Source organism: Psychrobacter sp. Arc9 (assembly GCF_041431295.1).
GTDB lineage: Bacteria > Pseudomonadota > Gammaproteobacteria > Pseudomonadales > Moraxellaceae > Psychrobacter.
Genome location: NZ_JASMRK010000014.1, coordinates 29,813 through 51,697, shown reverse-complemented (window position 1 = coordinate 51,697; position 21,885 = coordinate 29,813). Strand labels below are relative to the sequence as shown.

Annotated in this window: 15 protein-coding genes; 8 read left to right on the top strand and 7 right to left on the bottom strand. The window is 44.4% G+C overall.

The window, feature by feature from the left end:
- Nucleotides 1-12 precede the first annotated feature (12 nt).
- Nucleotides 13-1,587, bottom strand: a complete 1,575-nt coding sequence (gene lnt / locus QO187_RS09110) for an apolipoprotein N-acyltransferase (RefSeq protein WP_371548102.1) — start codon at nt 1,585-1,587, stop codon at nt 13-15.
- A gap of 275 nt (nt 1,588-1,862) precedes the next feature.
- Nucleotides 1,863-2,762, bottom strand: coding sequence for a CBS domain-containing protein (locus QO187_RS09105; RefSeq protein ID WP_057761902.1), 900 nt, complete (start codon nt 2,760-2,762; stop codon nt 1,863-1,865).
- A 288-nt stretch (nt 2,763-3,050) separates the two neighbouring features.
- Here QO187_RS09105 and QO187_RS09100 point away from each other — a divergent pair, with 288 nt between their 5' ends.
- The gene (locus QO187_RS09100) at nt 3,051-4,400 is read left to right on the top strand and encodes a DUF4105 domain-containing protein (protein ID WP_371548100.1); all 1,350 of its coding nucleotides are present in this window, start codon (nt 3,051-3,053) and stop codon (nt 4,398-4,400) included.
- A 7-nt stretch (nt 4,401-4,407) separates the two neighbouring features.
- On the opposite strand, the gene QO187_RS09095 is transcribed toward QO187_RS09100, so the two are convergent.
- Nucleotides 4,408-4,947 carry a YcgN family cysteine cluster protein gene (locus QO187_RS09095; protein ID WP_371548117.1) on the bottom strand — a complete coding sequence of 180 codons (540 nt, stop codon included), beginning with the start codon at nt 4,945-4,947 and terminating at the stop codon, nt 4,408-4,410.
- Between the two features lie 235 nt (nt 4,948-5,182).
- Between QO187_RS09095 and QO187_RS09090 the strand changes: the two genes are divergently transcribed.
- From QO187_RS09090 to mutY, 5 genes are all read left to right on the top strand, one after another.
- Complete coding sequence (locus QO187_RS09090; RefSeq protein WP_371548099.1) at nt 5,183-5,920, top strand: dienelactone hydrolase family protein; 738 nt, start codon at nt 5,183-5,185, stop codon at nt 5,918-5,920.
- Between the two features lie 173 nt (nt 5,921-6,093).
- Nucleotides 6,094-9,360: a DUF2339 domain-containing protein gene (locus QO187_RS09085; RefSeq protein WP_371548097.1), complete on the top strand. Its 3,267-nt coding sequence runs from the start codon at nt 6,094-6,096 to the stop codon at nt 9,358-9,360.
- 143 nt (nt 9,361-9,503) lie between these two features.
- On the top strand, nt 9,504-10,460 hold the full coding sequence (gene ylqF, locus QO187_RS09080; protein WP_102092071.1) for a ribosome biogenesis GTPase YlqF: 957 nt from the start codon (nt 9,504-9,506) through the stop codon (nt 10,458-10,460).
- A gap of 22 nt (nt 10,461-10,482) precedes the next feature.
- A complete protein-coding gene (locus QO187_RS09075) occupies nt 10,483-11,421 on the top strand; it encodes a GIY-YIG nuclease family protein (protein ID WP_160022141.1) in 939 nt (312 codons plus the stop codon).
- Between the two features lie 147 nt (nt 11,422-11,568).
- Nucleotides 11,569-12,822 carry an A/G-specific adenine glycosylase gene (gene mutY, locus QO187_RS09070; RefSeq protein ID WP_371548094.1) on the top strand — a complete coding sequence of 418 codons (1,254 nt, stop codon included), beginning with the start codon at nt 11,569-11,571 and terminating at the stop codon, nt 12,820-12,822.
- An 87-nt stretch (nt 12,823-12,909) separates the two neighbouring features.
- On the opposite strand, the gene QO187_RS09065 is transcribed toward mutY, so the two are convergent.
- Together QO187_RS09065 and rapA are read right to left on the bottom strand one after the other, a co-directional pair.
- Nucleotides 12,910-13,812 carry an acyl-CoA thioesterase II gene (locus QO187_RS09065; RefSeq protein WP_057761915.1) on the bottom strand — a complete coding sequence of 301 codons (903 nt, stop codon included), beginning with the start codon at nt 13,810-13,812 and terminating at the stop codon, nt 12,910-12,912.
- Between the two features lie 360 nt (nt 13,813-14,172).
- Nucleotides 14,173-17,061: an RNA polymerase-associated protein RapA gene (gene rapA / locus QO187_RS09060; RefSeq protein ID WP_371548092.1), complete on the bottom strand. Its 2,889-nt coding sequence runs from the start codon at nt 17,059-17,061 to the stop codon at nt 14,173-14,175.
- 435 nt (nt 17,062-17,496) lie between these two features.
- Between rapA and QO187_RS09055 the strand changes: the two genes are divergently transcribed.
- Complete coding sequence (locus tag QO187_RS09055; RefSeq protein ID WP_102093908.1) at nt 17,497-18,444, top strand: D-2-hydroxyacid dehydrogenase; 948 nt, start codon at nt 17,497-17,499, stop codon at nt 18,442-18,444.
- Between the two features lie 11 nt (nt 18,445-18,455).
- Here QO187_RS09055 and QO187_RS09050 read toward each other — a convergent pair whose 3' ends face one another.
- Nucleotides 18,456-19,958, bottom strand: a complete 1,503-nt coding sequence (locus QO187_RS09050) for a flavin-containing monooxygenase (protein WP_371548115.1) — start codon at nt 19,956-19,958, stop codon at nt 18,456-18,458.
- Nucleotides 19,959-20,175: 217 nt separating this feature from the next.
- Complete coding sequence (locus tag QO187_RS09045) at nt 20,176-20,889, bottom strand: RluA family pseudouridine synthase (RefSeq protein WP_371548090.1); 714 nt, start codon at nt 20,887-20,889, stop codon at nt 20,176-20,178.
- A gap of 480 nt (nt 20,890-21,369) precedes the next feature.
- Here QO187_RS09045 and trxA point away from each other — a divergent pair, with 480 nt between their 5' ends.
- Complete coding sequence (gene trxA, locus QO187_RS09040; RefSeq protein ID WP_057761928.1) at nt 21,370-21,696, top strand: thioredoxin; 327 nt, start codon at nt 21,370-21,372, stop codon at nt 21,694-21,696.
- Nucleotides 21,697-21,885 lie beyond the last annotated feature (189 nt).

The following is a 21,885-nucleotide window of genomic DNA, read 5'->3' as shown; positions in this document are numbered from 1 at the left end:
TACTTAATAATATTACTTAACCAAACGTACTGGAGACTTAGTACGTTTACCCAAATAGCTAAGTATCAGCAACAGTGCCATGATAAACAAAATAGGATATTGACCAAAACGCATGAATGGCGTGTTGCCAACTCGTGCCTGAATATCGCCGCGCAATACAGTACGCTCAAACTGCGGTGCACGCTCTACGATACGACCTTTATGGTCGATAATAGCTGTCACACCTGTGTTGGTCGCACGCATAAACCAGCGACCATTTTCTAACGCACGCATCTGTACCATTTGTAGATGCTGTAGCGGGCCTGCCGACGTACCAAACCACGCATCGTTTGAAATGGTTAATAGGAAATCTGTGCCAATCGCGTTTTTACGCGTGGTATCTGGGTACGCTACTTCGTAGCAGATGGCTGCACCTAGGTTGTGCCCTCGAACACGCAGCGGCGACTGCTGATCACTGCCGCGACTATAGCTCATGATATCTTGGCTACCTGCTAGATTAGGCAAAATATCGAGCACGCCTTGGAATGGAATATATTCCCCAAATGGCACCAGACGTTGCTTTTTATACAGCCCTTCTGCCTGTGCCCCTAGCGCTACCACGCTATTGTAGAACGGCGGATATTTATCTGTACTGGCATCAAACGCTGCTTCATCCTTATAAGGAATACCTGTCACCCATGTCGTGTCAGTCTCTTTGGCCATCGCGACCATTTCACTGATAAAACCCACAGCTTCTGTCTGAAACATAGGAATCGAAGATTCAGGCCACAGCACGATGTCACGTCCCCACTCGTCACGAGTCAACGTTGCATAGATTTTTAACGTTTCAATCTGATATTCGGTGAGCCATTTTAGATCTTGCGGGATATTACCCTGAATCAAAGATACCGATAGATCAGGGGTTCCTTTTGGTTTGGTCCACTGCGGATTGATCAACCATAGCGTGCTACTAATGATAAGCAATGCTATCGATGGAATCATATAGCCACCGCGGCGACGCAATAGCTCAACGATACTGGCAGCCAATAATACCGCTACAAAAGAAACCGCAAAGACGCCAGCTACAGGCGCGAGCGACGACAGCCAATACTGCTCAGTAAATGCATAACCGACGAATAGCCAAGGAAAACCAGTAAATAGCCACGTTTTCATCCACTCTTGAAGTATCCACAAGGCGGCAAAAGATAACGGCTGCTTGCCGACCACACGATTAAAGATGAGCGCCAAAAAGCCATGGAACAAGCCCATGCCTAGACCCATGAGCGCAATCATAATCAGCGCAAGCCATGCGGGCGTATCGCCATAAACGTGTATCGAGGTGTATAGCCAAAACGCGCCAACACACCACAGTCCCGTACCGTAGGCCTGACCTATTATAAAGGCGCGGCGACCTGTCATCGCTGGTACCAATAACACATATAAGATGGCAGGTGATACCAAGGCAATTGGCCAAATACCATAAGGCGCGAGCGCGAGTATAAAAGCTGCCCCTGCCAGCCAAGCTATTAGTACCGTCAACCCCATATGTAAACCTTTTGGCTTATCGGGGTTCAGACGTTTTTGCAAATCAACAGTAGACAGACGCATAGCAGTTATCCAAAACCATATTTTCTAAAATTTCTCAGCTAAGCGATGAGATAACACTCACGCAAAACCTGACTGCATAATGCTTTATGCAGGGCCACAAATAAAACCCACCCATGATACCAGTCAAAACCTACAAGTGGGTAAATTTGCGTAGCTAAAACCTCATTCTAAAGTTCAAAAGGCAGAAAGCAAAAAACACGATTTTTCATCGTGTTTTTTATTAATTTGCTAACAAGTTTTATTCATTGATCAACTATCATGACACTATACGCAAGCTAATGGCTGCCTATCAATATCTGTTGCTCGGCATTGGTTTTGGTCAGCTCTAGATTTTGGATAAATCGCCCTTCTACATCAGTAATGGTAATTTTCCAATCATCTATCACGACGCTCTCGCCTTCTAGATCACCAACGAAGCCAAGTGCTTGCATGACCAAACCGCCCATCGTATCGACATCGGTATCGTCAAAACGACTACCCAGCTCATCATTACAGTCTTCAATTACTGTAGATGCTTGGACACGCCATGTATTTGGCTTTTCTGGATCAGGGACGATGTTATTGATATCGCTGTCTTCATCAAAGTCATCATGCTCATCAACGATGTCGCCAACGATTTCTTCTAACAAATCTTCCATGGTGACGACACCACCAAAGTTACCAAACTCATCCACGACAATTGCCATATGTACTTGGGTGCGCTGCAATGAGCGTAACAAGGTATCAGAACGAGCCGTTTCACTAATATATAACGGCTGGCGCACCAAGTCTCTGAGACGCTTACTGTCAATTTTGTCTTCTTGGTTGCGAACCATATGTACCAGAATCGGAATCAAGTCTTTTGCCAACAAGATACCGATGACGGCATCATCATCTTGACTGTCAAAAACAGGATAGCGCGAGTGAGTGGTCTCAAGAATGATGTCCATCACTTCGGCAAGACTGGTGCTCTCGTGCAAGCCAATCACTTGCGGACGCGGCGTCATGATTTCGCGGACTTGTGTCGCAGGCAAATCTAGCACGCCTTCTAGCATATCGACCGTATCAGGCTCTAAAAACTGGCGCGAGTCTTGTACCAGACGAATCAATTCATCACGGGTTTCGGGGGCGGTCGATAGCCAGCGTTTTAAGCCGCGCATCGACCAACTACTCGGGCTGGGAGTGTCGTCAGACATGGTGGTGTGATTTAACCTCTTTAGTTAATAAAAATTAGAATAGTATTCAATAAAAAAACGAACAATACTCAATAAAAAAATAAGTAGAGCCTAGATGGGGATAAAAGTAGCAAATAAAACAGCTGGTTTGTTATTAATTACTGCATGAATAACAAACTAGCTAGTACAAATTAGCTTCACTTTATCGCAAGGCTCACCGACATTCAACGACAAATTCACTCAAATTGTATTGTCAGCGTGTTATAAACTTTGCTATGGTCAAAGCCTTTATTTATCAAAGCAAACCCTATGTCGCTACGTTCCGTTTTTTCTCGCTTACTCTCGTCGCGTTCACGCAGTCGACTGTCAGACAGTCGTGGCTTAGAGAGCCGTGGTTTAGAGAGTCTTGACTTAAAACGCGAAACATCAAAAAACAGCCCATCAGATAGCAATCAGCCAAAGCCTACATGGCACCAGCGTCTTGTGACTTTTTTAATTGCCGTTACGTTATTGTTATCAGCGCTATGGTTGTTACTCGCGATTTGGTATCAATACGGCGTCAGCTCAGTATTGACTTGGCTTGCGACAATAGCGATTGTAGGTATATTAGCTGCGCTGCTAAGTACGCGTTATTGGGATACTGTCACAAAAATATTGCAAAGTGACTCATTGTCTAATAAAAAATCAATCAGCAAAAATACAGCAACCAAACTACTTATCGGCATATATGGCACTGTTTGGCTTGTAGGTTTAGGTTGGTTTTTTTCTATCGAACCGAAACAAGATCGAGAATGGATGGCTGAAGTCGACCAGCGAGTCTCCTATGAGCGCGATGCGACCAACCCTGACTTGATTACCTTAACCAATATCCGTAACTTTGATTGGCAAACTGAAGAAGACGCTACCAAGCATTGGGATACCCGTACGATTGATTTGTCTAAACTCTCTGGCGTTGACGTGACTAACTCTTATTGGATGGGTCCGCTGATTGCTCATACCTTGGTTAGCTTTCGATTCGAAGATGATAGACCACTTGCCTTCTCATTTGAGATTCGTAAAGAAGACGGCGAGTCTTTTTCAGCGCTGGCTGGGTTTTTTCGACGTTATGAGCTGAGCCTGATTGCCGCAGAAGAGCGCGATATTATCTATACCCGTAGCAATGCGCGCGGCGAGCAGGTTTATCTGTTTCCTATTAGCAATTTGCAACAGCATGAAGTGAGGTCGCTATTTGAATCTTATCTGACTGCGGCTGATGATTTGAACGCTAAACCTGCTTGGTACAATACATTGCTCAGCAACTGTACCAATATTATCTTTTATATGGCGCGTATCGTCAGTGGCGATCGTTTGCCATGGGATTATCGGATTTGGGTCTCTGGTTGGTTACCGAACTATCTATATGATGTAGGCATGTTGGATGCGGCGCCCGAAAAGAACAACCAGCCTTGGTCAATGAATACGTGGTATGAGCGTACCCATATTAACCCGAAAGCAAAAGGCTTTGATAATCAGGCTAACCAACTAACTAGCGTTAGTAGAGATAAAAACAGCCGTAACTTTTCACAGCAGATTCGTCAAGATATTCCGATACCAGCATTGGCTAACTCGCAAGCCAGTGCTGAAGCGAAGGCTAGATCTACTGCTCAGGCATCTAACTAACTGTAGACTAAGGATTGACCCAGTTAACCACCCGTGTCTCCATTTCTTCATCAGACATACCGATTTCCGTGACACAGCGACCAGCAACGCCCACGTTGGCCGCTCGCATCTGTTGTTGTGTCAACACAGCATCCCCAGTCAATAATAAATGCCAACTTGGTAAGTCCTGCCCTTTATACAGACGTTTGTAGGCGCAGTGCGATGGTAGCCACATCATCTTGGGCAAGTTGTCCATAGTCAGCTGAATACAGTCTGGCACGTGCTCCTGACGCGTTGCATAGTGACTGCAATATCCCGTCGCGCAGTCCATCAACTGGCAGGTGACATCGGTATATTCGACCATCTCCTCATCCACATTGCCACTTTCATCTTCATCGATATACTTAATCAAGCAACAACTGCCGCAACCATCACACAGTGCTTCCCACTCGCTATGGTTTAGTTCTGTTAACGCAAATCGCGACCAAAACTGCGGACGTAGTGGCTCAGACTCATACTTAGAGTCAGAATCAGCATTAGAATCGACAACGGTACTATCAGGGAACAAACTCACCGATTGCGCAGGCGTGGCCGCTGCATCGAGACCTAAGTTCAAGTCTGATTGGTCATTATTTTTGTTTAACAAATTTATAGTCATAAAGTCGCAGTAGCATTTTGATAAAGAGCGTTACAGTATTATAGCTGTTTTTGCTAGACATGGGCGTTAAGGTAGTACGAGTTAGAAAAACGAACCATCACAATGACGAATAATTAAAACTCACAACATAAAAAAGGACAATAATATGTCAATTAAGACGTTTGAATTAATCAGTACTACCGAGAATGGTGTAGAACTTATCAGTTATGTAGCACTACCAGCAAACGCTTCAGATGAAAATCCAGCAGCAGGTATCTTAGTTGCACCAGAATGGTGGGGCGTAGTCGATCATCCAAAATCAGTGGTTGAGCGTTTGGCAGAGGCAGGTTATGCAGCAGTCGCTATGGACGTTTACGGTGAAGGCAAACTAACTACTGATGCAGCGCAGGCAAACATGTGGATGGAGCAAGTACTGGCTGATCAAGACATGCTGATGGCACGCTGCCGCTTAATTCTTAATGACTTCAGCGATCAGTTATCTGTCGATGGTGACAACCTAGGCGCAATCGGTTACTGCTTCGGTGGTAAAGTTGTACTAGATATGGCTCGCGAAGGCATGCCGCTAAAAGCGGTCGCCACGTTCCATGGTAACCCAACGCCAAAACAGCCAGCAGACAAAAACTTTGCAGCAAAAGTGTTGGTCGCTCATGGCCGTGATGACTCAATGGTATCAATGGATGCTATCGAAGGTCTAAAATCAGAGCTAGACGCAGCCGATGTTGATTACACTATCGACGTTTATGACAACGCTAAGCATGGCTTTACTAATCCGCATGCCGATGAGCGCGCAGCCAAAAATGAAGTAGATCTTGGCTACAATGAAGCCGCTGCTAAACAAAGCTGGGAAAACATGCTTGAGTTTATGAAAGCCAATTTAGCATAAGAAACGATTTGGTATAAAGATCATTAAAAAAGGGTAGCTTAATTATTAAGCTACCCTTTTATTTTGAGTGTCATTCTAGCATTTGTCTTTTAGCCCAGTAATCAGAGTAGTCTTGTGCTTCTTATTAAATCACGTCATTATCACTTTACTATAAACTGGATTGAGTGACGAAGATGTTGTATCTAATGGTGACCCAGTTGGGCTGGCTGGCTTTTACGATTTTATTGATCGTAGTGGTCGCGTTATATACTAGGATAGCTCGAAAAATCGAGCATCTACGCCGTGATGTAACGACGCTGCAAGCTGAGCTTGAGCAGCAAAGACATCGTATTATGACGCCTCCATCTGCACCTTTCGTCGATAAAAGCAATTATGCACGCAACACTGCTACTGACGATCATGATCTTAAAGACAATGCTCCTAAAAACAGTGACGCTAAAGACAGTGACGCTAAAGACCATGATGCTAAAGAAATAGCTTTTGACTCACAACACTCTTCTCCAGATAATCAGCTGCCTGTATCGCCACCCCCGCTTCCTACCGTTGCTTCAAACTCGACCATACAGACAGCGTCAAATATATCTAATGATAAACCTATAAACAATAACGCCTCGATAAATACGAAAAATACGGCGCCTACTGCACCGATTGAGCCTGATGAACGCTCATTGCCTATTGTGACCTCGCTCATTCACTCAATCAAAAACTGGTTTTTCGGTGGTAATTTGGTCGTACGAGTCGGCGTATTGGTACTATTGGTAGGCGTAGTGCTCCTGCTTCGCTTATTAAGCGAATATATCGAGATTTCTATTGCCACAAAGCTGATAGCAGTCGGTGTTACAGGGTTAGCATTGGCAGCACTTGGGTTAAAGCTGACCGCAAAACGCTTTTCATATGGGATTACGCTACAAGGTGCAGGCTTAGCGATTGCCTATCTAAGCACCTTTTTTGCTTACAGTGTTTATGAAATCATTCCTAGTATCCCAAGCTTTATCGGGCTTGGGTCATTGTCTGCCATTACCATTGCTCTCGCCGTACGTCAAAACGCTTTTCCATTAGCATTACTAGCATTATCGGGTGGATTTTTTGCACCGATTTTGACCAGCGAAGATACTGGCAGCTTGGTCACCTTATTTAGCTATTATCTACTGCTAAACGTCACCATTGCCGTCATTGCTCATTATCGACCGTGGAAAATATTAAATCTATTCGGTGTGACTGTGACATTTGGCTTGGCATACTATTGTGGTATCAGCGAAAACCTGAGCGCCGTCATTGAAACGCAGCGCTGGTCATTGGTAGCATTAGTAACCTTACACTGGCTGCTTTACTTGTTTGTCGTCATTCGTTATGCGCAGCAAATCATCACCTATAATGCGCTAAACAAAAAAGACCTCAGTCATGCTGATAATGTAGATGACACAAAACACTTGGACAAAGCCCATGTAGGCAGCTCCTATGTATTCCCCATTGATACGGGTTTACTGTTTTCAGTACCGCTACTGGCCTTTGGTTTATTTTCTGCCTTACTAAACGACATCTCTAACGCCCTCACGATTACCAGTGCCATTTTGGCTACGGTTTATCTTGGCTTAGGCTGGCTATTTATCCAGCGCAGTAAACGCTATGCTTTAATCACCGAAGGTATGCTGGCGTTAGGATTAGGATTTTTTGCACTCGTTATTCCGCTGGCGCTAGATGCTGAATGGATTGCTTTTGGTTGGTCTGTACAAGGATTGGCGCTAGTATGGTTTGGACGCCGCTCGCTGCGATCGTGGTCGGTGTTATTCGGCTTACTATTACAGATCGTCAGTATTGGTATGCTAGTGACGACAGCGATATTCTCTATCGAAGACTATCCCGTTTTGGCCTTTAGTATTTCAGCGCTCAGTTATCTAGCGACCGTCTTTATATTACGCGCTAGCAACTCCCCTGCCGCGCTGATTAATACGTTAGACGGTAGTAATAACCTTAATAGCCTTAACAATAAAGGTCCTACAAAATCCTCGGTCATACAATCTCAATCCTCAGTCATACAATCACAAACATTGGACGGCACATCAGATGTATTGACCGGCTATGCACGTGCGCTGGGTGTCAGTACGCAAGCTGCACAGCAATGGCTGACCTCAATCAATAGTCAGAGCCGCGTATTCAAATTCGTTTGGCACAGCCCTAGATTCATCAAATTTTTGACACTGACCGCGATGGCTTGGATGCTACAAGTACTGATGCTTGATTTGCATCATTGGTTTGATATCTGGCAATCAAGCACGACGGTAATTGCACTGGCAGCACTCATCAGCTTGATTGCTTATTGGGTCATCAATCGCTATCGTCCGTGGGCGGAAATTAGACAGCTTAGTCATGGATTATTGGCCCTGTTCTACTTCATGCTAATACTGCAACTGCCACAAAAGTTTGAGCGAAATTTAACATGGTCAACAACGGAATGGTTGGTGTTTGTAGGGTTAATAATCGGCTGGTTAGTCATGGGGCAGCTATGGCTAAAAACATGGTCTGATACATGGTCTGATACATGGTCTGATACATGGTCTGATAATAAGAATACCTCACGCTATACTGATGCAAGCTGGCTAGGTACGGGTATCTTACTCATTGCTGCCGCGGCGCATTATGGCCTACCAGACTCTGATGGCGTAATGGCTTTCTTGTTTTCAGCGGTACTCATATTGTCTGGGTTATGGTTCAACCATCGTTATCTTAGTCAAAATGAAGAAAATACCTCAACCAATAAAACTGTAGGACAAGATCTGCTGTATTGGTTTGATTGGCAGCAAGCAGTATTAGGATGCGCTGCCATTTTTGCTCTCATTGCTTTACTGTGGGTAGTTCTTACCAATTGGTCTTATGACGGTGTGATTTGGGGACTGTCTTATTTTCCATTGTTTAATCTATATGACATCACATCTTGGCTGACACTATCGGTTGGTTTTAGTCTGTATTACATCAGCCAACGCCGACACAATGAAACCATTACCGAGCCGAGTGCAGCTGCCAAATCTAAGCGCGTATTCACTGCTGAGAGTCTGTTAATTGTATTGGGACTGATCAGTTTTTGGTTGACTTCAAGCATGTTAGTCAGAACGCTACACGCCTTTATTGGCACGCCACTTTGGAATGACTATCAAGGCGGCGCATGGCAGAGCGAGCAAGTACAAACAGGGCTGACGATTCTATGGACGCTCTTGGCATTGGTCGCTACCATCAGGGCGAGTCGCTATTGGCAGCGTGCGCTTTGGTTTATGGGTATTGGGTTGTTAGGTATTGTCGTACTTAAGCTGGTCTTAGTCGATTTGTCACAGACTGAGGCAATTTGGCGAGTCATATCTTTCCTTGGCGCGGGCAGTTTGATTCTGCTCATTGGTTATTTGGCACCACTACCACCCTCGCACGATGAAATAACGGATAAGACGTAACCATAACCTGATCACGACCTCGCATCATGGTTAAGTGAAATTGTGCCGTGAGCAATGTGGTTCTGTAGTAAACTGGACACCATTAGAAAGTAAACATTGATTGTTTTACTTTTAGCATTTTTTATAAAAGGTTATGAAAGCAGATGGATAAGAGAGCAAGTATTCAGTGGTTCCCTGGGCACATGAACAAAGCCCGTAACGAAATCAAAGAAGTCATGCCGCAGATGGATTTGGTCATCGAGGTCATCGATGCGCGTATTCCATATAGTAGTGAAAACCCAATGGTCGCAGCACTACGCGGCGAAAAACCTGTTATCAAAATCCTGAACAAAGCTGACCTTGCCGATCCTGAATTAACTCAAGCATGGATGGATTATCTTGAGCAGCAAGATGGGGTCAAAGCCATTGCTTGCGACACCGAAAAAGCCAATGATGTCAAACGCATCATCGCCATCTGTAAACATCTAGTACCTAATAAAGTCGGGACTGGTCGTCAAATCAAAGCGATGATTATGGGTATTCCAAACGTTGGCAAATCAACGCTGATCAATACGCTAGCAGGACGCGCGGTAGCAAGAACCGGTGATGAGCCAGCCGTGACCAAATCGCAGCAGCTGATTAAACTCGACGATGACATCATGCTCTATGATACACCCGGTATGCTATGGCCAAAAGTTGAAAACGAAAACTCTGGTTATCGTTTAGCAGCAACAGGCGGTATTCGTGATACGGCTTTTGACTTCGCTGATGTGGCAAGCTATACCGCTGAATACTTGATGCAAGCCTATCCTGAGCTGCTAAAAACCCGCTACAAAATTGAAGAGCTGCCAAAGACTGACTGGGAGTTTTTTGAAGTGGCTGGACGTAATCGCGGCTGTGTACGCGCGGGCAATCAAGTCGATACTTATCGTATGTCTGAGATTCTCATTAACGAACTGCGTAGCGCGAAGATTGGTCGTATAACGTTAGAGACACCAGCGATGACTGAAGCTGAAGAAATCGTCGTCGCTGAACAACGACTCGCTGCTGAAGAGAAGAAAAAGGCGAAAGAGGAAGAAAAGCGCTTACGTCGTTTGAAAACGCGGAAGAATCGGAAGTAGACATCCAATAATATAAGCTACTATGAATCCTTTAATACCATCAGCTAAAACCATTCAAATTTATCTGCCAAAAGGTAACCCTCGTGGGTTGCGTTTGGCAGAGATGACTACGCGCACAGTAAGATTGATTGAAATCCCACGTATCCACATTGACGACTTTTTTGCGATGCCCGATGCCAATCAAGTTGGTTTGTATTTTTTGATTGGTGATACCGATAGTATAGAGAAGCCGTTACTCTATGTTGGACAAACTGGCGATCTTAAAAGACGTCTTAATCAACATGATGACAAAGATTTCTGGACACGGGCTTTTGTCATGCTCTCAACCAATAACTCTATGACACAAACCCATGCGCTATATATGGAACATAAAGCTATCGCAACTGCCATTGAGGTGGGTCGTTACGAACTAAAAAATGGAAATAATGGTAATAAACCGCATACACCTGACCCATTAAAGGCTGATTGCGAGGAATTATTCCACACCCTTGACGTTTTACTATCCACCTTGGGACAGCCTATTTTCGAATCCTTGGCTATTCATGATAGCCTTCATACCAACAAGACTTACGAAAACAAAACGACTAATTCCACCATTGCTAAAGTTGCTCAAATAATCGATGAAGCTCCAACGAAACCTATTCCAGCTCTGTTTTACTACAAGATAAAAGATGGTGATGCTAAAGGATACTATGACGACGATGGCTTTGTAATATTAGCAGGTTCTCTAATACGGCAAACACAAACTTCATCAGCTCCGCCATTCGTGACTAAATTAAAAGAGAGTCTGCTCAGTAGCGGCAAACTCGTAGCCGTAAACGATAAAAGCTATAAACTCACTGAAAACCATTTATTTAAAACACCCAGTGGAGCCAGTGCTCTAGTATCAGGACGTTCGACCAACGGATGGATTGAGTGGAAAAATAAATCGGGTGAGACTTTAGACAGTGTTTATCGATAAACTCTTACTTCTCTATAGTGATACTATCTATCCCCTTTATTTATAAACAATTAAGCCTCATATATTGGTAAATAGTTTTATCTATTTACCTTTTTTCCTGCCAACTCCAAATCCTATATATCCCTGTTCAACTTACAAGGAATACTCTTGCCTACTCAATTTTCTCAGTCACCTACTTCCCTAAACTCCTTCGCCCCACGCCTACTCGATTGGTTTGCCGAAAACGGTCGCCATGACTTACCTTGGCAACAGCACCAAACCGATATGCCCAACCCTTATATCGTTTGGTTATCAGAAGTCATGCTTCAGCAAACGCAGGTGATCACTGTATTACCTTACTTTGCGCGTTTTATGGAGTCATTTCCAACTGTGCAGGATTTGGCCGCAGCAGAATGGGATTTGGTTGCCGAGCATTGGGCAGGACTTGGCTATTATGCGCGTGCGCGTAATTTGCATAAAGGTGCCAAGCAGTTGGTCGAAGTAATCGATAAAACGGGCGAGTTTCCGCAGACGCTAGCAGGATGGGAAACGATTTCTGGCGTTGGGCCATCGACTGCTGGCGCGATTATGGCGATGGGATTGCATCATTATGGTGTCATCTGCGATGGTAATGTCAAACGAGTGCTGACACGTTGGGCCGCTATCGACGGCGACATCACTAAATCTGCTACCACCAAAGATTTATGGGCATTGGCAGAGCGACTGACACCGACAGAGAACTCAGGATTGTTTGCGCAAGCCATGATGGATATGGGCGCAACATTATGTACCCGTAGCAAGCCTGCCTGTCTGTTATGTCCATTGAAAGAAGACTGCCTAGCCCATGCGCAAGGGCGCGAGACTGATTATCCCGTCAAAGCAAAAAAGCAGCCCAAACCTAGTAAATTCAGTGATGCATTGCTAATCGAAAGTGCAGACAGTGAGATATTGTGGCTACAACGCCCTGACAACGGTATCTGGGGTGGACTGTGGAGCTTACCCTTACAGTTTATAGAAAAAATTGACGTTAAGACAAGTAGTAAAGCCACTGGTAAGACTGATGCTAAAAAACCAGCGAGCGATGATAAGCCAACTAATATACCAAGTGACGTCCGTAGTCATGAAAAAGTATACGAGACAGAATTTACCACTGCTGAGCAAATCATTAATGAATGGCTGATAAAAAATGAACTGGTGGCAAAATCATTCAGCAATACTTTACTCGATGACGACCCTATCAAGCATTCGCTGACGCATTTTCACTGGTATTTGACCCCGCGTAAATTGACGATTGATGCGACTCTGGTAACTGAGCTAAATCAGAAATTAGCAGCGGCTGAAATCGACTTTAAGTGGTTAACCGAACAAAAAGCGCAAGACAGCCTAGGGCTACCTCGCGCGATGGTTAAGATCTTAGAGTAAGAAATTGGAATAAAAAAAGCAACTCATTATTAATAACGAGTCGCTTTTTTATGATGACAATATAAAGGCAGCTGAGCCTACAGTACTCTAAGACTTTGGCACACGTAAACGCATGAGGCCTTCCTGTTGCACAGTAGCGACCAGTTTGCCATCTTGCCAAAACTGACCATGATTCAAGCCTTTCGCATTAGACGTGGTATCACTCCACATGTCATACAGCATCCATTTGTTCAAATCAAAATCACGATGGAAATGCATCGAGTGATCGATACTGGCAGCTTGTAGACCACTAGTCATAAAGCTAACACCATGTGACATTAGCCCTGTGCCAACCAAATAAAAGTCCGACGAAAATGCCAATAATGCTTGCTGAATAGCCACTGGCTGATTGCCCAATTCACGAATGCGTAGCCAGTTTGCTTGCTTGGGTTTCATAGGTTCTGGGCTAATCGGATTACGCGGCTTAACTGGCTTAATCTCGACATGACGGCGGCGCATAAATCTTGCTTTTAGCGCTTCTGGCACTTTTCCGACGTTTTCTTCTTTTAAATCTTGTTCTGTTAGCAAGTCTTCTGGCGGTGGATAGACAGGCATATCTTCTTGATACTCAAGCCCATCTTCCATCGGAGAGAACGAGGCAATCATTGAAAATATTACTTGCTCAACAGGCGGCTTACCACGTACTTCTTTGTACTGAATAGCGGTGACTTCACGTGCAGACAAGCTACGACCATCACGCAATCGACGGACTTGGTATATCACCGGTTGGTTAATATCACCACCACGCAAAAAATATCCATGCAGTGAGTGACAAGGTTTGTCTTTATCTAATGTATGAGCCGCTGCCATAATCGCTTGAGCGAGCACTTGCCCACCAAATATACGACTGCCCACATAGTCATGGCTTTTACCCTCAAATACATCAGGGGTAACTTCAATAAGCGCGATAGTAGCCAGCAGCTCATCAATCAGTTGTAGATTATCGGACATGACGATATGTTTCCTTATTTTTATCAAAAACGCTCAGCATCTGATGATATTGATGCCATATAGCCATCATATTTGAATGTAAAATAATGCGAGATCACTGGTTAAGATCTGTCGAAGGAGACCTTAAAATAAACATACAGACATCGTTAGCGATGTTATCACCGAATATTTATTTTCTATAGAAAAGGTAAACATCTTACCCAATATTGGTGGCTTTGACTAGTGACTGTCGGCTTACTCATAAGTATTGCTTATCAGTTTTTGTCAGACAAATCGCAACTAAAGAGCAAAGCAAGTAATCTCAACCATAAAAAAACGAGATGTATAACAACACCTCGTTTTTGACAAATACGTCGATGTTTATGGCTTAACTGCTACGAGTACACGAATAGAGTCCGGCACTAATGACAAGTTACCAAGTGCTTGCTCACCTTGAGCTTTAAGCTGCTCTAAACGCTCAATCTCTTCAGGACGTACGTTTGGATTGATAGTTTGCAGATGCTTGAGACGTTTGATCTCGCGCGACCATTGCTGACTAAAGCGGCTACTTGCTTGCTCACCAATCTCAGCGATTTGCGCGCGTGCGATATCTTCAGCTTCATAGTAACGCTGCTCAATAACATCGCTGCGTACCTTGATAACTTGGCGGGCACGATTTTTATCCAATCGCTCAACGTGCGGCATGATCATATCAGCACTGATACGAGCAGATAAGTCACTGCCCTGCTCACTGATGAATACGCGGATGTTTTGTGTGGTCAATGTAGCGGGCAAGTTAAGCAGCTTTGGTGCGATGGCTTCAACACGGAAGTTCACCTCTAGCAGTACCATGCCTTGCGGTACAGCGGCACTTTTGAGCATAGCAACTGTCGTATTACCAAAGGTGCTGGTGCTCGCTAGCTCATAAATTGCCCGCATCAATGGATGCTCGTGAGTGATAAACTCAATATCTTCACGCTGAAGCGCTTGCTCACGCTCAAAGGTCAGGGTCATACCGTCTTCATCACCAAGTGGCAAACCATCAATATAGTCACTGATCTCAGTGCTATTGATAGGTGCGATAACCCACGAGCCATCACGCTGGATATTGTGATCGATATTGGCAGACGCAAAGAAACGCTCAATAAAGTGCGGCAGCAAATTATTACCATCAAAGTCACGCATAGCATCGGCGATACGACCTGCGACACGCGGACGGCATGAGTTGTACTCTAGCAGACGGTCACGACCAGCTTGTAGCTGTGCTTCTAGTCCCAAACGTGTCTGTAGCGCCTCGTCAATGATGTCTTGCAAGATGACATTGTTTTCAGCGGTATCAGCACCTTCAAGCATTGGTTTTAGCTCTTGGATATATTGCTCTTGCACGCTTTGTGCGGTTGGCGATATCTGATTGAACATATTCAGCGCATCGTTATACCACTGATACAGACGCTCTTGCGCTGTACCCTGTACATAAGGCACATGTAGCATGATTTGCTGCGTCTGACCGATACGATCTAGACGGCCGATACGCTGCTCTAAGGTATCTGGGTTAGCAGGTAAATCCCATAGTATTAATTGGCTTGCAAACTGGAAGTTACGACCTTCTGAACCAATCTCCGAACACAGTAGTATCTGTGCGCCTTCACTATCTGCAAAGAATGCAGCTGCTTGGTCACGCTCAAGCAAAGTCATCTGCTCAGTAAAGATAGCTGTCTTAATGCCTGCATGCAGACGCAATACTGCTTCTAAACTCTCTACCGTCGCGCCACTACGAGCGATTAATAGCACTTTTTGATGCTTAAGCTCACCGCGTAAGATATCAATCAACCAAGAAACACGTGGATCATCTTCTAGCCAGCCACCGTCTGGTTGGTTTTCTTCGCCCCATAGCTGCTCACGCAACTTGCCATTGGTTTGATAGCTGTCTTTCCATGCTTCAGGAAGTGGCAATGGATATGGCTGACTACTACGGCCATAGAATCCTTTGACACTCTCACGAGTATTACGGAACAAAATACGACCTGTACCATGACGATCTAACAGCTCATTTAGTGCATGCGTTCGTAGTTTTTCATCTTCATTGATTGAGGATAGCTCTTCAATACTAATGTCTAGTAGGCTACTTAAAGCAGCGATTTGACCTTCATTCAATGGCTTTTCTTCTATTAAGACGCCAGCAACTGCTGCTGTTTCTGCAAAAGCTTCTTGACCATCGATAAACTCATCCAAATCATCAAAGCGATCTGGATCAAGTAGACGCAAACGGGCAAAGTGACTTTGCGCCCCAAGCTGCTCTGGCGTTGCTGTCAATAGCATCACGCCTGGCGTTTCTTCTGCGAAATCTGCAATCAAGTCATACTTATCATTGCCGCCCTGTGCTTCATCCCAATGCAGATGATGCGCTTCATCAACGACCAATAAATCAAACCCTGCATCCATCGCTTGGTCATATAAGTCTGGGTGATCGAGCAATAGATCCATACCACCAATGATACATTGCTCAGTGGCGAAGACGTTTTGTTCAGGATCGTGTTCTTTGATAGCCGCAGTACGTACTAGATCAAACAATGCAAAGTTTAGGTTAAAGCGACGACGCAGCTCAATCATCCATTGATACTGCAAACTATCGGGTACTAAAATCAATACACGCTCAGCTTTGCCTGTTAGCAACTGCTGATGAATAATCATGCCCGCTTCGATGGTTTTACCAAGGCCAACTTCATCAGCCAATAGTACACGCGGCGCGATACGCTTGCCAACTTCATGTGCGATATATAGCTGATGCTCGATGATATCGACACGTGCACCCATTAGGCCTTTTAGTGGATGGCCTGCTAGCGCTGACTGCATGCGCAAGATGTCTTGGCGCAGCTCATACCAGTCACCACGTTCAATACGGCCAGCAAGCAAGCGCTCAAGCGGCTTGGCCAACGTGATATTGGCAGCAAGACGGGTTTCCATGATGCCGCGCTCGTGCTCATCGACACCATATTTAAGTACGCCCATCACCTCATCAACAGCATTGACCGTATAGCTTTTGCCATCTTGATCGTAGATGCTATCGCCCACTTTAAACACCACGCGCGATAATGGCGCAGAGTTTTTTGCGTAGACGCGTGTCTCTTCACTTTGCGGAAATAAAATATGCACACATCGGTCGTCAACATCGATGACCACACCTAAGCCAAGCTCAGACTCCGTATCAGATAAATAACGTTGACCAACGGCGAATTCAGTACTGTGCAATGAAGCAATAGAGATAGTCATAAGGCGATGTCTTTTGTACTCAGATAATGAAATTTAGATAGCAATGGTAGATTGTGATAGCGGTAAGATTACAAAGAACATAAATCGTCAATAGACGCAAAATAAATGTCGTAATCTTAGTAGAGCCAGCAGCTCAGTCACACCATTATATAACGTTAGCGGGTAGATGAGTGCGTTAAGTTGAATTTTCAAGAGGCAGCTTGCGATAGCTATGATTTTATAAGTTATTTAATCGATACTATGTCAGACCAGTACACTATTATTAAATAATACAGATTATCCTATTTTATCAGCAGCTTATATCTATTCGATCGATATTTGGCCAATTCGTTTTTGACTAAAAATACCAACGTGCTACATTAAGTCGATAAGGATTCATGCGATAGCCATTTATTCGCTGATTATCTATAAGACAACAATAAGTAAGGACTAGCCATGCAAGCCGTTTTTTTAGACAAAGGTACTTTTTCTGAAGGTATTGACCTGCCTGCACCAAGGGGTGTGAGCGACTACATCACTTATAACGACACGCCAAAAGACACAGCTGTCATCATTGAACGTTGCAAAGATGCTGACATTATTATTACCAATAAAGTCCAGATTGGTGCAGAGGTGATAGAGCAATTGCCGAAACTTAAGCTGATCCAACTGACTGCCACTGGCATGAATAACGTCGATCAAGCCGCTTGCGATAAGCACGGTGTCGCGCTGTTCAATGTCGCTGGTTATGCGGTCAAAAGCGTTCCCGAACACACATTTATGCTCATGCTGACAGCGATGCGTGCTGGTATTCATTATCATCAGAAAGTCGCTGATGGCACGTGGCTGGCAAACGGCAATTTTTGCCTGCTGGATATTCCGCTGATAGATTTGGAAGATAAGACGCTAGGTATTATTGGTATCGGCACTATCGGCAAGCGCGTAACCGAAATCGCTCGTGCCTTTGGTATGACCGTACTGTGGGCAGAGCACCAAGGACGTGAGCCACGCAGCGACGACTATACCGAGTTTGATGAAGTGCTAGCGCGTGCGGATGTGATCAGCCTACACTGTCCATTGAATGAACAAACTGAGCATCTTATTAATAAAGATACTCTGGCGAAAATGGACAAACAACCGCTCATCGTCAACGTCGCACGTGGCGGCATCGTTGATAGCCAAGCATTAACTGACGCGATTAATAGTGAGCAAATCATCGGCTATGCTAGCGATGTGTTTGAACAAGAACCGATCGCTGATAATGACCCTTTGCTCAGTATCAGCGACCATCCGCGTGTTATCTTTAGTCCGCACAATGCATGGGGCAGCAAAAGCGCTCAGGAGACCTTGTGGCAGATGTTAAGTAAGCAAGTGGCCGATTTCATCGACAACCATCATCAATAATTACCAAGACGCTAACGGCTAAATCGTAACCAGTCGTCTTTTATCTTGCGATACTTAAGCATGATTCGATCGCTTAGATAGTTGTTGGTCACGAACCAAGGATAGCGATCGCCTTGCTTAGGTAGCTCGTCTTTGCCGCGTCTGACATATCCAGACGATAGCGAACCCATTACGGTATCTACTTGAGCACAGGCTGTCATATCTGCAGTCTGTGCTTGTGGCATGGCGACTTGATAACGGTTCTTATGCATATACCCCAGTAGCCTCACTACATACTGACAAGCCAAATCGATTTTTAGTGTCCATGAGGCATTGGTATAGCCAAACAGTGCAGCCATATTAGGTATGCCTTCTATCATGACTGCCTTATAAGTCATACGCGTGCCGATATCGACGGCCTGACCGTCGATATATACCGCGGCCCCACCCAACATCTGTAGCTTTAAGCCAGTCGCAGTAACGATGATATCAGCGTCGAGATGCTGGCCAGATTGCAGCATAATTCCCGTTGCCGTAAAGTGGCCGATTTGATCGGTCACTACTGTTGCGCGTTTGTCCTGCAGGGCTTTGAATAAATCACCGTCAGGCACCGCACATACTCGTTGATCCCATGGATTATAGTCAGGCATAAAATGCTTGCTGTCGACGTCGCTACCTTTTAACTCTTTTTTCACCCCACTTCTTAAGACTGCCTTCATCACCTTGGGTGCATGAGTCGCAACTTTGTACAGGCCTTGCTGCCTCAGCACATTACGCGCACGCAGTAGCGTATAGGCCTGCTCTTTTGATAATGGTGAAAACTTGCCTGATAGCCAGTCAATAGCATGGTCATCACCCGGTACGCTTGCCACATAGGTCGGCGTACGCTGCAGCATCGTGACATGACGCGCACACTGATCGCTGTCTTTATCTACTAGCGCAGGTAGCAACGTCATTGCTGTGGCACCGCTACCAATAACGACGACTTTTTTATCATCATAATTTAGATTATTCCAGTGCTGCGGATGAACGATTTGACCGTGAAAACCCTCCTCTCCATCAAAATGAGGGCGATAGCCTTGCTCATAATCATAATAACCAGTGGCACCTACGATAAACTTGGCAGTCTTAACAAACCTCTCACCGCTTGCATGGTTTTTAATAGTTGCTGACCACTGCTGATTCTCACTAGACCATGATATCTGCTGAACTTCATGCTGATAATGGATATGTTCGGTCACCCCAAACTCGCGTGCCGTATCAGCGATATAGCGTTTGATATCATCGCCTGCTGCAAGCATTCTATAATCAAGCCACGGCCTAAAGTTATAACCAAAGGTCAAGGCGTCAGAGTCAGAGCGAATCCCCGGATAGGTAAATAAATCCCATGTACCACCCAAATCAGCACGCTTTTCTAAGATAGCAAAGCGCTGTGGAGGTTTTTGCTTATTAGTCGATTTTGCCTGCTTTTGCTTTTTTGGAGCTTTATGACCGAATAGGCCTGTATGCTGCTGTTGCTGTAAACGGCAAGCCATACCAATACCTGCGATACCCGCACCGATAATCAATACTTCATAGTCGGCTACTTTGTCCGTCTTTGACTTTTTACCTTTAAAACGGTTTTTGATAGCCTGTTTGGTAGTGGTGATATCAAGCATACTTTCATCCTTGTATTTGCATGACTGGCATTTTATAGCTGGCTTTAGAGCCGTTTATCGCATCTATTAACAGTAAGCGGTAAAATCTAACGTTTTAAAATGGGCAGGGACTCTCCCAGTCCATCCAAGCACCCAGTACTGGATGCTTTAAACGCAATTGCTGTGCATGTAGGTTCAATCTTGGTGCTATCTCTAATGCAGCACCTTCAGCATAAATTGGATCGCCAATCATCACATGATCGACGTGCACCATATGTACGCGTAGCTGATGACTGCGTCCCGTGACTGGCTTTAGCATGACCCGAGTGACTGCCTCGCCATTACAGGTTTCGTGAGCCACAACTTCATACATCGTCAGTGCATGCTTCGACCAGTCGTGATCGACGATATGACGCGGTTTGGTACTTGGTTCATAGCGTACTGGCACTGATATCTCACCAGTTGCACCGACCTGCTCCCATTTACCAAAGACACGTGCTTGGTATTTCTTTTGCGGTAAACGCTCGATGAATTGCTTACTGATATTGGTTTGCGCTGCTGCATTTTTTGCAAAAATAAGCAGTCCCGAGGTATCCATATCTAAACGGTGTATCAATTTGACGGCTGGATTGACACGCTCAAGACGAGCAAGCAGACTGACTTTGAGTGTTTTACCATCGACGCTTAATAGGCCTGCAGGTTTATCAACCACCCAAATATCATCGTCTTCGTAAACCGTAATCTTTTGTGCAAAATTTTTAAAGAACTCAAGCGGATAAGCGCTTTCTTGGGCATTGAGGGCATTAACTTCTTCATCGGTAAAAGGCATAAATTTAACTACTTATGTAAATTGGTTTTAAGATAAGGATTTTTGGTGGTTAATCTTTTGGACATGATAGCTATATTTGGCACGATAGCCACTTTATGAGCAACGGTTATATGGACAAAAGGGCAAAACTTTGACTGATTTTTAACGTTATTAATATCGCTAGCTACTAATCACTAGCTACTATGTAAACGAGGTAAACATAAGACTTCTACCTTGCTGAGATACATACTTTGATAAGGATAATCGTATTAAATAACAGATTAGACACTCTTGTGCTGCACCGTTTCGATTTATTGTGCTAATACTAGTTGTTAAACAATTTAACCAGCCTGTATCTGTCAAATTAGGGCAAACATGTTAATATAATGGCACATTTTCACCCCTTCTAAACAATTCTTTGACCACCAACTGATTTATTATTAAACCAATATATAGGTTGATGAGTGGTGATAGAAGTAATAAAACAAGAGAGATAAAATTATGTCAGACCTTATTGTACATACTACCGACACAGACTTTGATCAAGACGTTCTACAATCAGACGTACCTGTACTAGTAGACTTCTGGGCTCCATGGTGTGGTCCTTGTAAAGCCATCGCCCCTATTTTAGAAGATCTAGCGACTGAGTACCAAGGTAAAGTTAAAATCGTCAAAGTAGACGTAGACAACAACCCACAAGCAGCCAGCCGTTTTGGTATTCGTAACATCCCAACGCTATTTGTATTCAAAGATGGCGAAAAAGTTGATTCAGTAATGGGCCTACAGCCAAAAGCTGAATTGGCTAAAGTACTAGACAAGCATTTATAAGTTACATTTGCTCGCTCTAGATTACCTTGAGCGGGTAAAATAAAATAACCGAAAAAGCCATTATCTAACCAAGATAGTGGCTTTTTTGCTTGTTTTTTGTGCAAAAAACTCGATAATATGACTTTTTTGGCAAAATTTATTGACAATGCTATTGTGAAGACCGTATAGTCTGCTGACAAGAGAAAACCA